Source organism: Bacillus sp. FSL E2-0195 (assembly GCF_038003645.1).
Taxonomy (GTDB): Bacteria; Bacillota; Bacilli; order Bacillales; family Bacillaceae_G; genus Bacillus_A; species Bacillus_A mycoides.
The window spans coordinates 2,809,542-2,823,949 of sequence record NZ_JBBOPN010000001.1 but is presented as its reverse complement, the minus strand read 5'-3'; the positions used below and the strand labels follow the sequence as shown (position 1 = coordinate 2,823,949).

Genomic DNA, 14,408 nt, shown 5'->3' with positions numbered 1-14,408 from the left:
TGAGCAGATTTGAATGATTTTCATAAGACGAATAACTTACGAAAAATGTAACATAACTAATGGTAAGCAATTGTTTCTGATTATAATTTTTATTGGTCAATTATAAAGGAGGAAATGATATGATTTGGTCTTTAATCGTTGGTGGTATATTAGGATGGTTTGCAAGTTTAATTACTGGGAAGGATGTACCTGGTGGTGTAATCGGTAATATTATTGCAGGTATTGTCGGTTCTTGGCTTGGTACAGCGTTACTTGGTAAATTCGGACCTGTTATAGGCGGATATGCGATTGTTCCGGCTTTAATAGGCGCCATTGTTTTGATTTTCATCGTAAGCTTTATATTCCGTGCAATGCGGAAATGAATACAGGGGACTGTCTACATTTGTAAGCAGTCCCTTTGTATTATGTTGTCTAATCTGTTATGCTACTGTTATACAATCAGGAGGTGTCAGCATTGAAATCATTTACAGTAAATTTTCATCAAGAGGATAATGCAAAGGCAACAACAGTACATAAATTAAGTGAAGAGGACTTCGAGAAAGCAACAGAAAAAGGTACTCGCCATCTATTTGATTTAGATACAAACGTTGGTTTCTTCGTATTCTTTGATGCTGAAGATACAGAAGGAAACGAGCAATACTTAATGTTACAATATGAAGGAGATCATGAAGAACCAAGTGCTTGCTACGGATTTGATTTGAAATTGTTCTATCAATTTTTAGCACTATACTTAAATGATCTTGAATTCCAAGGTGAGACAAATGAAGAAGAGGAAGAAAATGGTCCAATTCATCATTTAGCGCACTTACTTTACCATATCGTTGAAGACGGTAAATCTATCGAAGTGTAAAAATACATATTTGAAGCTGTCCTTTAATAGGACAGCTTTTTTAATTATATAAATAGTTAATCTTAATGGATTTCTGATCATGACAAATGATTTGAATAAGATTCAGAAGGAACAAAACATTAAACCAGCAGAGAATGAGTATTCACTTTCTGCTGGTTTTTTGCATTTAAAGGAGATTTTGTAGCAGTTTAATTCAAGTTACAAAAAGGATATAGCGAGTATGGAGAGAAGGTGTATACAAGGAGATGAATAAGATGATTAACAATACAATTCCAAGCTTTTTGAAGCTTTTGGAAAGCGATGATATAGGATTACATGACTTGAACAAATATTATGATATGCACCCAGAGGCATTCGAAGAGTATTTTAAGTTTCACTGTCCTAAGACAGAAGAACGTCTCTCTAGTGCGATTGAAAGTATCCTGCAAAACTAGAAGACATTCGTATTATTTCAGAAATTTTACCATCAATTATTCAAGAAGTTAGTAAGGACTATCGCATTCAATTTGGTAGTAATATAGATGTAACTTTTCATATATTTGTAGGTGGAGTTGGTTCTAATGCATTTGTGGAAAGGGAGATTATTGGGGATATATTTTTTGCGGCTGAGAAATTATCTCCTGTAAGGGAGCACCTCCGTGTTATCGTTGCTCATGAAATCGGACATATATATCATAATGTAGCATTACAAGAGAATGGAATGATGCCCTGGTAAGTTTATATCGTGAAGGGGTCGCGACCTATTTATCACAACTAATAGTTAAAGGTTTAAGTGAGTCCGTTTACTATTCATATAGTAGTAATGGTGATCCATCGTTACAATATTATAAAGAAATTGAAGAGAACATTAAGAAACGTTTTTTACAGGATTATGTTGAAGGATGGACAGTTGAAAAAGAGAAAGAATGGTTCCGTCTATCAGGAGGGACTTATTTCGGATACAACCGACTCGGTTATTTTTTAGGAAAATCATATATAGAGTATATGGTTCGTACTTTCGGAGAAACGGAAGCACTTACTTTTTGGGGGAAAAATAATTTGAGGAGTAGTGTTATGGAATGGTTACAAAAGTGAATATATTGAAGAGGGAGGTTGAAAATGATGAAAGTATATATGAAAGTACTTATATTTTTCCTAACTTTAACGTGTGTAGCGGCTTTAACCGCATGTACTAACGCTGAGGAAAAGAAGCAAACTAATTCAACATCAGAAAATAGTACGGAAAAAAAGAGCGATACGTCAGAAATGAGTAAAAAGAATGAAGAGACTGCTCCCAAAAAAGAGAATGAACCTGTGGAAAAACCAAAAGGTCAAGAATCGGTAAAACCTTCAACGGAGTCTAATACGAAAAATACAGTGCTTAATCAAAAATCAATTAACCATGTAAAAGATTTATTTGAGCAAGCGAAAGAAGGTAAAGTACCTAACGTACCATATGCAGCTCATACAGGAGATATTGAAGAAATAGAGAAGGCATGGGGAAAGGCAGATAAGACTGAGCAAGCAGGAAACGGGATGTATGCAACTTTTACAAGTAAAAATGTAGCATTTGGCTTTAATAAAGGATCACAAGTCTTTGACGTACGCTCTTACCATTCAGAGCTCAAATCGATTACGTTACAAGAAATCGAAAAGGCTTTAGGAAAACCAGCGTCTGTTAAAGAAAATGGTAATGATAAAATTTATGTTTATAAAGTAAATGACCAGTTTGAATTGAAATTTGTAATTCCAAAATCGACTGGTAAAGTACATCATATTTCTGTGTTCTCACCGGAGGATAGTATTAATAAAATGGCAGGTTAAATGAAGAGCTGTTCCTATAGGGACAGCTCTTTTGTTTTGTTTCTTTCTAACGATTGAACAAAAAAAGCTTGAATGATACCACCGATTATTAATAAGAAGGCACAAATATAAAATAGAGTACTACCGCTTAATTTACTTAATAACAATGCACCTACAAAAGGCCCACAAGTTCTTGAAATATCCCAATGTATACCGTATATAGAAAAATATAATCCGCGTCTATGACTTGGAGCGATTTGTGAAACGAATCGTAGTAAGTGATTCAAAGCTATACTTTGCCCAATTACTAAAAAGAGCAATGTGAAGAATAATGACCATATTGTTGTGGAATAACCGTAGCCAATCGCAGCTAACGTATAGCAAGTATAGGAAATAACAATGATTTTAGGCATAGAAAACTGTTCAGACCATTTCACCAGGGAAATTTGGAGAATCACTTCCATGACAGCTTTACAAGTTGAGATAAACACGAGTACAAATAGAAAATTTGGAAATACACTTTCGGCGAATATACGATAATTTGATTCGGTTTGGGCGTAGAAAAAACTAATCGGTAGCGTAGAAACCATAAGTCCAAACACAGCGTAATGCTTTGAAATAAATTGTTTTGGCGAATATACTTCTTTAGTTTTATTAACGTTTTTCATGAGTGGAGCTGTTTCAGGAAGCTGCGTCCAAACGAGAATAGCATATAGCGTAAGGGCTACACCTTGCAAAATAAATAAATACTCAGGGTGACTAGTATAGAAAAAGGCGCCGATTAATGGGCCAATTACAGAGCCGATTGCTCCCGTAGTATGCAGAACAGCAAATATTTCTGCCTGTTGTTCTTCCTTCGTTAAGTCAGCGATTTGTGCTCGCTGTGCCGGAATATATAAAGAGCGTCCAATACCATTTACTACATACAATAAGGCGAAAAAGGCGACCGATTCAGCAAAAACGAATCCGCTTACGGCAAAAGCTTGTAAAAGTAATCCGAGTAACATTATTTTCTTTCGGCCGTATTTATCTGTTACACCCCCAGCGATTAATGTAAACACAATATCAGCGAGGGGCTGTAATCCGAAAAGAAGCATTGTAACGATGACATTACCATTTAACGCTTTATTAACGTGAACAATAAAAATGATAGCTAACATCGCTTCAGTCGTTCGGACTAACAATTCACCGAACAATCGAATGAGAATAGGCTTATTATAACGTTTTAAAAGATACTTCATTTTTATTTCCTCCTTTCTATATTTAAATGATAAGATGGAAGCCAGAAATGAAAAAGGGTAGAATAAAAGAGGAAGATTTTTCATCTTTTAGGGGGCGTTTTATGATTATTTTGGAGCAATATATGCACCTGTGGCTCCAGTATGGAAATGGGAGAGCAGAGGGAGAACAATTAGAAATAACAATACAAAATATATCTGAAACTTTATTTTGTACAGAGCGAAATAGTAAATTAATAATAAAAAAATTAGAAGAATTTAATTGGATTATGTGGTTTCCAGGCCGAGGGAGAGGAAATCGTTCAAAGTTGTTATTTCAAAAACATCCACTTTCTTTAATTTTAGAAAGAGGAAAAGAAATAACGAAACAAGGGGATGTAAAAAACGGGAGTGCATTTATTGAAAGGTATAGCTCATATTTTCCATCGCTTCAAACTCAATTTCAAACTTGGATAGATTCGATATTCGGGTATCAAGTCGAAAGGACATCTAAAGGGAGAAGAGATGTACTACGTTTGCAAGTCCAAATGAATCTAGATATTGCATTAGATCCTGTATACGCTACGATGCGTTCGGAATGTCATATGGTAAAACATATATACGACACGTTAGTGTATATAGACGGAAATACAAACAGTGTAGAGCCAAGACTTGCGTTTTATTGGGAATATGATGACCAGAAATATATATGGACCTTCTACTTACGAAAAGGTGTTCAGTTTCATAACAGGAAAGAATTTACTGCTTATGACGTTGTACATACATTTAAACGATTCTTGAAAGCGAAAAATAATCCGCATGCGTGGATGTTACAGCACGTTGAAAGTTTACATGTTCTTGATGACTACATTGTGCAGATTCGTTTATCTACAGATAATAAGCTGTTTTTACATGCTTTAAGTACAGAACAGTGTTCTATTGTAAATGAAGATGGAGATGGAAGGTTAATCGGTACTGGACCGTTTCGATTATGTGAAAAGAATGAGGATGTATTCGTATTAGAAGCAAATGATTTATATTTTCGCGAGCGACCATTTCTCGATCGAATTGAATTATGGAATGTAGAGCACAGCGTAAATACGTGCGATATTTTAGCGAAAGCACACTATAACAATATAGAAAAGCATCATAAAGAACTAACTAGACTTGAGTCGAATGTAACATACATTACATTAAATACCGCAAAAGAAGGACCTATGCAAAACACGATGTTTCGGAAAGCTCTATATAAAATCATTCATAGCAATGCGCTTATCGAGGAATTGCAAGGAGCGCGCGGAGAAATAGCAGAAGAATTGGTTCTAACAAAGGGTGGCACTATACATATAAATGAGGACATATATACGCTTATTAAAGAGAGCTCTTACCGTAATGAAACACTGCGACTATATACATTTACAGAACAAGATCATGTTGAAGACTCATATTGGATACAAAAAGAGTGTGCGAAGTATGGCGTCACTATTGAAGTCATTTTTCTTGAAACAAAAGAGTTATTGCAAGCAAGTACGATACAAAAGGCTGATATAATACATGATAGTGCGACAATTAGTGAGCGTATTGAAGAAAGTTTACTATATATGTTTCTTACAAAAAACAGCTTTATTCATCAACATAGCAATATAAAATTTAACGAAGTATTGCAGTCTTATTTTATAGAGAATCAATTAGAGAAACGGATGACACTGTTACACAATATTGAAGACACATTGTTACGCCAAATTCATATTATTCCTTTATATCGTAACAAACAGCAAGTAAGTTCACACGAAAAAGTGCAAAATATAATGATTAATCCACAAGGTTGGATCGATTTTTATCAAATATGGTTTAAGCCTTGATATATAAAGGTTCTTATGCATTTTAGTAAGATGTGTAAGAATCTTTTTTGTATGGAAATGAAGTTTGTTTTGCACATTTTTACGCTACATGTTATAAAAGTTCATTTACAGCGTAACAGTGTTATGTTACATTGTTGTTAGGAAGGAGTGATATACAGTTGATTACAGATTTAATTTCAAAAAAAGATTTATTAGAGTTAACTGGTATTTCATACGGACAGTTATATAGGTGGAAGAGAAAAAATTTAATACCGGAAGATTGGTTTGTACGGAAGTCAACGTTCACAGGTCAGGAAACATTTTTTCCAAAAGAAAAGATATTAGAGCGTATTGATAAAATTCAAACGATGAAAGAGGATCTATCGCTTGATGAATTGGCAAATATGTTTTCACCAAGCGTAACAGAGATTCTTTTAGCAAAGGAAGATCTCATTCGTAAAGAAATTACATCAGAACCTGTTTTACAATTTTTCATGGAGCAAACGAACAAAACGGCAGATTTTCAATCTGCAGATATTCTTTATGTATACGTGTTAGAAGAACTTCTTCAATCAGGAGACGTTAGCTTAGAAGAAGGGAAAATGGTTTTACAAGTTTTACGTGAAAATTATGAAGCGATTAAACATAAAAATTGTGACTTAGTTATTATTCGGAAGTTAGGGATTTCTACATGCTTCTTAGTATCAAGCGTTGAGGATTTAATTTTTGAAAAGGGAACAAAGATTGTTTTACGTGTAGCAATTATGAAATATACCGAAGCATTAAAAACTAAACTGTTGTAGTGGAGGAGAAATAATGCGTACAGAAAATTTAATTATAAACGGATATGGTTCATCAAACGGTGGAGAGTTTCATAAAGTGCAACTAAATGGAAAAGGAACTGTTAATGGAAACGTTGAGTGCGACCAATTTGAATGTAATGGTTACGGAATTGTTACTGGTGATTTGAAAAGTAGCGATGCGAGAATTAGCGGATCAGGTAAAGTTGAGGGTACAGTTAGTGCAGAAATGATGCGAATCGATGGGAAAGGGACAATTACACAAGATGTAAAGGCGACCACTTTAAAAATTGCAGGAAAAGGGACGATAGGTGGTAATGTAACTGGTGAAGAATTTAAAATCAATGGTCAAGCGACGATTGATGGTAATTGTGAAGTTGATATTTTTTCTTCAGAAGGGCAATTTACAGTTGGTGGATTATTAAGCGCAGATGAAATTAATATAAATATTCATGGTACATGTAGAGCGAAAGAAATTGGTGGCCAAACCATTAAAGTAAAACATAGATTGAGTGCTTTTAGTAGACTATTTAAAACAGTATTTGGCTTACAGTTAGAAGCTGAACTGCTAGAAGGTGACAATATCGATATTGATTATGCTCACATTAAAACAGTAAGGGGAAACAATGTTACTGTAGGGCCGAACTGTGAGATTGAACTAATTGAATATACTGGGGTTCTTACTGTTGATAAAAGTGCAAATGTAAAAGAAATTAAGCAAGTTTAAGTTTAAAAGGGAGAGAGGAATCGGTATGGAAAATCAACATAGTCTTACTGTAAATGGATCAGGTAGCTCAGCAGGTGGAGATTATAACAAAGTAAAGATACGCGGCGAAGGAACAATCTCTAATCATATGAGTTGTAATGATTTTAAAACGTATGGTACGAGTGAAGTACGTGGCAATATGAAAGCGAAAAATTATGTCGTGTATGGAGATAGTGAAGTACAGGGGAATATGGAGGCGGAATATGTAAAAGTATATGGCAATGCCCAAGTACAAGGTGACGGACAAATTAATAAAACAAAAGTTAGAGGTATGATAGAATTTAAAGGGAAGCTATCCGGTGATTTCATAGATGTGAAAGGTGCTTTAAATGTAAAGGGAGATATAGAACTAGAGGAATTATTACTAACTGGTGGTCTTGAAAGTGATGGTTTGCTTAATGCTGAAAATATTGAAATCTCACTTCGTTATGAAGGAAGTAAAGTGAGAGAAATCGGTGGGAAAAAGATTACAGTACGTAAAAAAGCGAGATTTATTCCTTTTACAAGTCATGCAGGAAGCCTTCAAACATCAATTATTGAAGGGGATGATATTTATTTAGAACATACAATAGCAGACGTAGTAAGAGGAAATCATGTTATAATTGGCCCTGGCTGTGAAATTAGTGTAGTAGAATATCACACTAGTTTTAATCAGAAAGGTAATGCAGTCGTAAAAGAACATAAACAAATATAAGTAGTATGAGGGAGAGCAAGAAATATGGTTGAGAAGAATAATAAACTCGGCTTCGTTGTTGCCGGTTTATTGCTAGGGATTTTAATGGCATCAATGGATAATACCATTGTCGTAACAGCGATGGGAACAATCGTTGGTGATTTAGGAGGCCTTGAAAACTTTGTATGGGTCGTTTCTGCCTATATGGTCGCAGAAATGGCAGGTATGCCGATTTTCGGTAAACTATCAGATATGTATGGTAGAAAGAGATTCTTTATTTTCGGTTTAATCGTCTTTATGATTGGTTCGGCACTTTGTGGAACTGCTGAAAATATTACACAGTTAGGTATTTATCGTGCCATTCAAGGTATTGGCGGCGGGGCACTAGTGCCAATCGCATTTACTATCGTTTTTGATATTTTCCCTCCAGAAAAGCGCGGGAAAATGGGTGGTTTATTCGGAGCAGTATTTGGTTTATCAAGTATTTTCGGGCCATTACTTGGCGCATATATTACGGATTATATTAGCTGGCACTGGGTGTTTTATATTAACTTACCACTTGGAATTTTAGCACTTATTTTTATTACATTATTTTATAAAGAGTCACGAGTTCATAGAGAACAAAAGATTGATTGGTTTGGCGCAATTACTTTAGTTGGTGCAGTAGTTTGTTTAATGTTCGCCTTAGAATTAGGCGGACAAAAGTATGATTGGGATTCTAGCTTTATTTTAAGTTTATTTGCTGGGTTCGCTATTTTAGTAATTGCTTTTATTGTTATTGAACGAAAAGTAGAAGAACCAATCATTTCATTTGAGATGTTTAAACAACGTCTATTCGGAATGAGTACAATTATTGCCTTATGTTACGGGGCGGCATTTATGTCAGCAACTGTGTACATTCCGTTATTTATTCAAGGCGTATACGGTGGTACCGCAACAAACTCAGGATTATTGTTATTACCAATGATGTTAGGATCAGTAGTAACAGCGCAGTTAGGTGGATTTTTAACATCAAAACTTAGCTACCGAAACATTATGATTATTTCTGCTGTAATTATGCTAATCGGATTATTCTTATTAAGTACATTAACGCCAGAAACAAGTCGTATATTATTAACAATTTATATGGTTATTATCGGTTTTGGAGTTGGTTTTTCATTCTCTGTACTAAGTATGGCTGCTATTCATAACTTCGGTATGGAGCAACGCGGGTCTGCGACTTCAACGAGTAATTTCATTCGTTCATTAGGTATGACACTTGGTATTACAATCTTCGGAATGATTCAAAGGACTGGTTTCCAGGATCAATTAGAAGAAGCGTTTAAAGGTATGAGCGGGGGAATGAATACAAACGCTTTAGGAGATTCAAGAGCTATTCTATCAGAATCGGCAAGATCTCAAATTCCGCCGCAAATATTAGATAAAATTATTGAAGCTCTCTCTAGTTCAATCGTTCAGACATTTATGTGGGCGTTAGTCCCCGCAAGTTTAGCGTTCGTATTCGTTTTCTTTATGGGAAATGAGCGCATGGTATATAAAAAAGAACAAAACAAGGTGAAAAGTGAAACATCAAAAGCATAAAGAAAAAGCTCCTTTCAATTTTGAAAGGAGCTTTTTCTTATGTACGGAGTCGAATTAGCCTTCGATAATTTCGTATTCTTCGTCTGCTAATAATAAAATTTGTGTTTTCTTACCTTTGTTTTGAACTTCGATTACATCATATGTACCTAAGTCTCTTAGCTTGCTTTGAGAAGCGTTAACCATAACTTCCATAGAATCAATTAAGATATCTTCTTCAACGTATGATTCAGGTAATGCCATATCTTCAGTATCTAATACACATGTATATAGATTTTGTAAGTTCTCAGCAGTTGGGTTTTGTTCCTCAACATCAATAATGTTTTTTACTGCTTCCATATTTTCTTCTTTTACTTGATATACTTTAATTTTAGTCATTGTTTTAATCTCCTTTATTACGTAATCTTAGAGGCTGCACCTCATTATAACGCTTTTTCATTGAAAGATGAAATTGTTATATGTATTTATAGTAAAAATTATGTGCTATTACTTATTATTGGTGTAATTTCCATATTGATGTTAGGCGTAACAAATTATATCCTTACGTTAAAATTATATTGTCCAAGCTTTTCATATATCCCGCTCATATTATGTGTATTAGATAAAAACATATAGGGAAGGGATTGAATGTAAGTGGATTGCGAGCCGAAACGAAATTGTCAATGTTGTCAAAATAGTATATGTGAATTTTTGAAAAGTTTAGATCCTTATTCTAGGATTGAGAGTATCACAATAGACGGAAACGAAATAGTTGTATCATATTTCATTTCATTTAATGAGATAAAAGGTATAGTTTCATTTGCACAAGAAGACAATGAGGTAATATTTGTAGATTGTTCAAGGATTGATGCGATTCGAATAGGAAAAGTGTGTAGTTGTAAAGCGAAAGTTAAATTTATTGAAGAGGATTTTAGTCTCCTTGGAAATGTTTGTCCACAGTGTTTAACGGAGGGAAGTACACTCTTTTTCGATTTTTATAATTCTGAATTGAATTTATCTCTACAAGCAAAAACAATTGATACGCCTAGATGTATTGAATTTACAGATGAACTTGGGAATGTAGTAAAGCAAATTACAATAGTAGGTGAAGCGATTGTTTCTAAAGATTTTGTTCAAGTGCCAGAACTACTAGATTTCCGATTGCTTTTATCGCATCCAGCTGGGGATCCTTTGAACTATGGATTGCTATTTATTAATTTCCCTGATGTTACTTTTATTATTATTTTAGTATCAAGCGGATACCTTTCCATTTCGAACTGTTTAAAAATAGAGAGTGGAACTGGCAATGCCGAAATAGAAGAAATGAAAAAAATGATAGTGGATGACAATAATACGTACAAGTCGATTATTAAGTTGACCAAAATATATAAAAATGGTGCGACGGAATCTTTTATTTCTAAGAAGGAGCTATAACGTACCTATTGATTAATCCTCTTAAAATATACGAGGCGGATTGTAGTAACGGAAGAAATCGCTTTGTTAGTATGGATGTTAGAAGTAAATAGGATGGCTAGTTGTACTAATAATTGCTATTTGTAATTTAAATATAGTGACGGAGGAACATACAATATTGGTAAAGCAATTAAGAAAAGGGCTATTAAAGCAGCCCTTTTCTTAATTATGTAAAATAGCTATTGGTAGTGTTTATTGAGTTTACATAGTTATTCAAAATTGATATCAAGTTTAATCAAGAATTAATTTATTTACTAAATTCTTTTTGAGCCCCCATATAGCTTCCAATGATATTTTGATAACTTGGAAGATGCTTAGCAAGTAAAGCTCCGAAACCTTCAACATCATTTCGCCAGTCACGCTGTAATTCTGCTGCAACGCTAAACCAGTTCATTAGTTGCACCCCTCCATGAGCCATACGCATAAGAGCGGCATCAGCAACTTGTTTACTAAAAGTTCCAGATGCATCCGTTACAACAAATACCTCATACCCTGCATTTATAGCTGATAGAGCTGGGAACGCAACACAAACATCAGTAACGACACCTGCGATAATTAACTGTTTTTTACCCGTTGCTTCAATAGCTTTTACAAATTCATCATTGTCCCACGCGTTAATTTGTCCAGGACGCGCTATTTTAGGCGCATTTGGAAATAGTTCGATTAATTGCTGCATGAGTGGACCATTAGGACCGTCTTCGAAGCTAGTTGTTAAAATAACAGGTAAATCAAAAAACTTAGCGGTATTCGCAAGAGCTAAAACATTATTCTTGAATTCATCAACACCATAGTCACGCACTAGACTGGAAATAAGACCTGTTTGATGATCCACTAGAAGAACCGCGGCATCACTTTTTGAAAGACGAGAATACAAATCAGACATTTTATAATCCCCCTTAATAAGCTTATTTAAAAATCAATCTTACAGTTATTTATCTTGATTTGGTATACATGCAAAAATTTATCAACAAATAGTTTTCATTAGAATATTGGGATGTATGTATTTTCATATTGAGGAATTACAAATTTTTCGTTTTGGGAAACAATGTATTAATTGAGTGGATAGCTATGTGGTATGGTCCTAATGCTATCTATTATTTGTGAATAATAATGTTTTTACCTGTAAATAGAAAATGAGATATGAGGACTAAAATGAATCTGAAAATAGCAATTCTTGATTGGTAAATCATTTCAATGAAATTAGATGTTATAATAAAATTGAATTTACGTATAATTTATAATTATTTGATATTTTAGAGTTGAGTTTCATAGACATTTACTTAGATAATAAATAAGTGTGTATAAGAATACTAATAAAAGTTAACTCATGAAAATGTTGAGTCTAGTTGATTTTAAAGAAAGCGGGAATGTAAATGATATATGAGGCAAAAATACATACAAGAAAAAAATTAGTTTCTATGTTCGAGGATTTTAATAATGTTGTTCTACTTTCTTATTTACAAGGACATATGGGCAATGCCTGGGTGAACGATCTTGAAAACCCGACAGTAGCGCAAATTACGGTAGGGATTTTCACATTTTACGCTGGGGATCCAAATGCAAAAGAGACAGAAGAGTTATTACGTAACATCCCTGAAAGAATTTTAGTAATCGTAAATAGTGATCAATGGAAAAAGCGTTTAGAAACATTCCATGAAAGAAAAATAGATAAGTTTTTACGATATAAATTTAAAAGAAATGCAGAAGTGTTTAATCGCTCAAAATTACAATCTTTTATAACTGCACTTCCAAAAGGATATGAATTAAGAAAAATAGATGAGCATATCGCAAATAATCCAACATTACACAACGTTTCTGAAGATTTTACAAGTCAATTTCGATCAATAGATGATTATGTAAATCGAGGTATAGGTTATAGCATTTTGTATAATGGAGAAGTCGTATGCGGTGCATCATCATATAGTATTTATAATGATGGTATTGAAATTGAAGTTGCTACTGATCTTGATCATAGAAGAAAGGGATTGGCAACTGTAGTTTGTGCGACCTTAATATTGGATTGTTTAGAAAAGGGGAGGTATCCAAACTGGGACGCAGCGAATAGTACTTCTGTCAAATTAGCAGAAAAGCTAGGGTATGTTTTTGATAAGGCATATGATACTTATTTTGTAAATAATAAGTGAATGAACGGGAGCGTGTACGGATTGTACAACGTCATAAGACTAGTAAATTAACGTTTAGTAGTCTTATTTTTTATAATTGCAAACAAAAACTAAACTATCCAAAGATAAAAAGGTATTAAAAGAGATGTTAATAAATGAAATTAAGGGAAAAGAATGACGACAAGATTGGTTTCCTAAGAAGAGTTGAAAAATTTGAGAATAAAACAATGATATTAATGATAAGGATGAAGGGATTCCGCAAGAATTTGGGTATAAAAACCGACTTTTTTTAGTCGGTTTTTATTTTTTTCAACAGTAGAGTGATACTAATATTGATTTTTCTTCTATTACTAGTGAATATAATTAACACATCAGTTCCTACTTCCACGATGAGGGTTCAGAAATTCTCTTTTTATATAGGTAGATAATCATAAAGGCTTAATATATTAAGTTATGTGTGTTTAACTAACAATAAATTTGCTATTTTTTTGTAAATGATGAAAGTAACTATTATACAAACCCACGCATTAATAGAAGAGATACATATACAGTATAGAGAGTTAAAAAACTCCAAAATATTGTATAAAGGAGATTATAAAATATGAGCGAACAATGCCCAATTAATGTACCATGTCAGGTAGATGGACAAACTCAAACGCCATTAAGTGATGCAGCTGCAACACCAATTCTTACTCCAGGAACACCGATTGTAAAAATACCAGTTGTATTAGCAGAAAGAACAATTCAAATTGTTGTAGAATCTGATATTTCATTAGATCCTCCAGCAACTGAGATTAAACGTGTGTTAAAAAATGTATTTTTAACACAATGTAAGTTAGTTCCTGTAGCATTTACTCCAGTAGATGCTACACCTTATCGCCGAGTTACAAGAGCAAAATTATTTGTACAAGGATATATTCGTAAAAATATTGAATATGCAAATGATGAGTGTAATGGAGTGCTATATGATCGTATTGCAAATGTTCCATTTTCTGGTTTTGCAGATTTGACAGCAGCTGATTTTCTTTCACTAGCTTTAGTAGCTTCTTCATCAGATACTACATCTCACTTTATTAATCCTAAAAATGGTGATTTACCACGTTTAGACAAATACTTCTTCGAAAATACAGTTTTTTATAATGAACAACCGTATTGTGAATTAGTAAGCGCACAATTTTTCGAATTAGACTTTTCACCTTGTCCAACAGAATTAAACGAGCCATTTGGAACTCTTCGTGAAAAAATTGTACTAGATCTTACTTTAAAAGTTTTACAAGTACAACAAGTACAAGTATAAGACTAAAAAAGCATTGTCTTTAATAAAAA

14 protein-coding genes and 1 pseudogene are annotated in these 14,408 nt (G+C 33.7%); 12 read left to right on the top strand and 3 right to left on the bottom strand.

Annotation, left to right across the window (positions count from 1 at the left end; all coding sequences use genetic code 11):
- The first annotated feature begins 119 nt into the window (after positions 1-119).
- The 4 genes and pseudogenes from MHH59_RS14505 (at position 120) to MHH59_RS14490 (ending at position 2,653) form a co-directional block, all read left to right on the top strand.
- Positions 120-362: a GlsB/YeaQ/YmgE family stress response membrane protein gene (locus MHH59_RS14505; RefSeq protein ID WP_002013368.1), complete on the top strand. Its 243-nt coding sequence runs from the start codon at positions 120-122 to the stop codon at positions 360-362.
- Positions 363-454: 92 nt separating this feature from the next.
- Entirely contained in the window at positions 455-850 is a 396-nt protein-coding gene (locus MHH59_RS14500) for a hypothetical protein (protein WP_002084959.1), read from the top strand.
- A gap of 254 nt (positions 851-1,104) precedes the next feature.
- A pseudogene (locus tag MHH59_RS14495) lies at positions 1,105-1,924 on the top strand (aminopeptidase).
- A gap of 24 nt (positions 1,925-1,948) precedes the next feature.
- Positions 1,949-2,653: a YjgB family protein gene (locus MHH59_RS14490; protein WP_016127143.1), complete on the top strand. Its 705-nt coding sequence runs from the start codon at positions 1,949-1,951 to the stop codon at positions 2,651-2,653.
- Between the two features lie 14 nt (positions 2,654-2,667).
- On the opposite strand, the gene MHH59_RS14485 is transcribed toward MHH59_RS14490, so the two are convergent.
- Positions 2,668-3,873 carry an MDR family MFS transporter gene (locus MHH59_RS14485; protein WP_002127807.1) on the bottom strand — a complete coding sequence of 402 codons (1,206 nt, stop codon included), beginning with the start codon at positions 3,871-3,873 and terminating at the stop codon, positions 2,668-2,670.
- A 47-nt stretch (positions 3,874-3,920) separates the two neighbouring features.
- Here MHH59_RS14485 and MHH59_RS14480 point away from each other — a divergent pair, with 47 nt between their 5' ends.
- The 5 genes from MHH59_RS14480 (at position 3,921) to MHH59_RS14460 (ending at position 9,510) form a co-directional block, all read left to right on the top strand.
- Positions 3,921-5,711, top strand: coding sequence for an ABC transporter substrate-binding protein (locus tag MHH59_RS14480; RefSeq protein WP_053216347.1), 1,791 nt, complete (start codon positions 3,921-3,923; stop codon positions 5,709-5,711).
- Between the two features lie 158 nt (positions 5,712-5,869).
- Positions 5,870-6,493 (top strand): YhbD family protein, encoded by a 624-nt coding sequence (locus tag MHH59_RS14475; RefSeq protein WP_340851588.1) that lies wholly within the window; start codon positions 5,870-5,872, stop codon positions 6,491-6,493.
- A gap of 13 nt (positions 6,494-6,506) precedes the next feature.
- A complete protein-coding gene (locus MHH59_RS14470) occupies positions 6,507-7,217 on the top strand; it encodes a bactofilin family protein (RefSeq protein ID WP_002189907.1) in 711 nt (236 codons plus the stop codon).
- A gap of 25 nt (positions 7,218-7,242) precedes the next feature.
- A complete protein-coding gene (locus MHH59_RS14465) occupies positions 7,243-7,950 on the top strand; it encodes a polymer-forming cytoskeletal protein (protein WP_002189906.1) in 708 nt (235 codons plus the stop codon).
- A 24-nt stretch (positions 7,951-7,974) separates the two neighbouring features.
- Positions 7,975-9,510 (top strand): MDR family MFS transporter, encoded by a 1,536-nt coding sequence (locus MHH59_RS14460; RefSeq protein WP_085311637.1) that lies wholly within the window; start codon positions 7,975-7,977, stop codon positions 9,508-9,510.
- A gap of 54 nt (positions 9,511-9,564) precedes the next feature.
- Here the strand turns inward: MHH59_RS14460 and MHH59_RS14455 are convergent, their stop codons facing one another.
- On the bottom strand, positions 9,565-9,885 hold the full coding sequence (locus MHH59_RS14455) for a hypothetical protein (RefSeq protein WP_002032538.1): 321 nt from the start codon (positions 9,883-9,885) through the stop codon (positions 9,565-9,567).
- A gap of 255 nt (positions 9,886-10,140) precedes the next feature.
- On the opposite strand from MHH59_RS14455, the gene MHH59_RS14450 reads away from it, so the two are divergent.
- Positions 10,141-10,920 carry a BC_2878 family exosporium-associated protein gene (locus tag MHH59_RS14450; RefSeq protein WP_002127800.1) on the top strand — a complete coding sequence of 260 codons (780 nt, stop codon included), beginning with the start codon at positions 10,141-10,143 and terminating at the stop codon, positions 10,918-10,920.
- 286 nt (positions 10,921-11,206) lie between these two features.
- On the opposite strand, the gene ycaC is transcribed toward MHH59_RS14450, so the two are convergent.
- Positions 11,207-11,842, bottom strand: coding sequence for an isochorismate family cysteine hydrolase YcaC (gene ycaC / locus MHH59_RS14445; RefSeq protein WP_002013351.1), 636 nt, complete (start codon positions 11,840-11,842; stop codon positions 11,207-11,209).
- Positions 11,843-12,332: 490 nt separating this feature from the next.
- On the opposite strand from ycaC, the gene MHH59_RS14440 reads away from it, so the two are divergent.
- Together MHH59_RS14440 and MHH59_RS14435 are read left to right on the top strand one after the other, a co-directional pair.
- Positions 12,333-13,103 (top strand): GNAT family N-acetyltransferase, encoded by a 771-nt coding sequence (locus MHH59_RS14440; protein WP_002013350.1) that lies wholly within the window; start codon positions 12,333-12,335, stop codon positions 13,101-13,103.
- A gap of 580 nt (positions 13,104-13,683) precedes the next feature.
- Positions 13,684-14,379: a CsxC family protein gene (locus tag MHH59_RS14435; RefSeq protein WP_078179262.1), complete on the top strand. Its 696-nt coding sequence runs from the start codon at positions 13,684-13,686 to the stop codon at positions 14,377-14,379.
- Positions 14,380-14,408: the final 29 nt, after the last annotated feature.

Bases quoted from the DNA above. Each gene is read 5' to 3' on its own strand.
- MHH59_RS14460 (WP_085311637.1), top strand. From the start codon at position 7,975: ATGGTTGAGAAGAATAATAAACTCGGCTTCGTTGTTGCCGGTTTATTG.
- ycaC (WP_002013351.1), bottom strand. From the start codon at position 11,842: ATGTCTGATTTGTATTCTCGTCTTTCAAAAAGTGATGCCGCGGTTCTT.
- MHH59_RS14480 (WP_053216347.1), top strand. From the start codon at position 3,921: ATGAAAAAGGGTAGAATAAAAGAGGAAGATTTTTCATCTTTTAGGGGG.
- MHH59_RS14470 (WP_002189907.1), top strand. From the start codon at position 6,507: ATGCGTACAGAAAATTTAATTATAAACGGATATGGTTCATCAAACGGT.
- MHH59_RS14465 (WP_002189906.1), top strand. From the start codon at position 7,243: ATGGAAAATCAACATAGTCTTACTGTAAATGGATCAGGTAGCTCAGCA.
- MHH59_RS14455 (WP_002032538.1), bottom strand. From the start codon at position 9,885: ATGACTAAAATTAAAGTATATCAAGTAAAAGAAGAAAATATGGAAGCA.
- MHH59_RS14440 (WP_002013350.1), top strand. From the start codon at position 12,333: ATGATATATGAGGCAAAAATACATACAAGAAAAAAATTAGTTTCTATG.
- MHH59_RS14435 (WP_078179262.1), top strand. From the start codon at position 13,684: ATGAGCGAACAATGCCCAATTAATGTACCATGTCAGGTAGATGGACAA.
- MHH59_RS14490 (WP_016127143.1), top strand. From the start codon at position 1,949: ATGATGAAAGTATATATGAAAGTACTTATATTTTTCCTAACTTTAACG.
- MHH59_RS14485 (WP_002127807.1), bottom strand. From the start codon at position 3,873: ATGAAGTATCTTTTAAAACGTTATAATAAGCCTATTCTCATTCGATTG.
- MHH59_RS14505 (WP_002013368.1), top strand. From the start codon at position 120: ATGATTTGGTCTTTAATCGTTGGTGGTATATTAGGATGGTTTGCAAGT.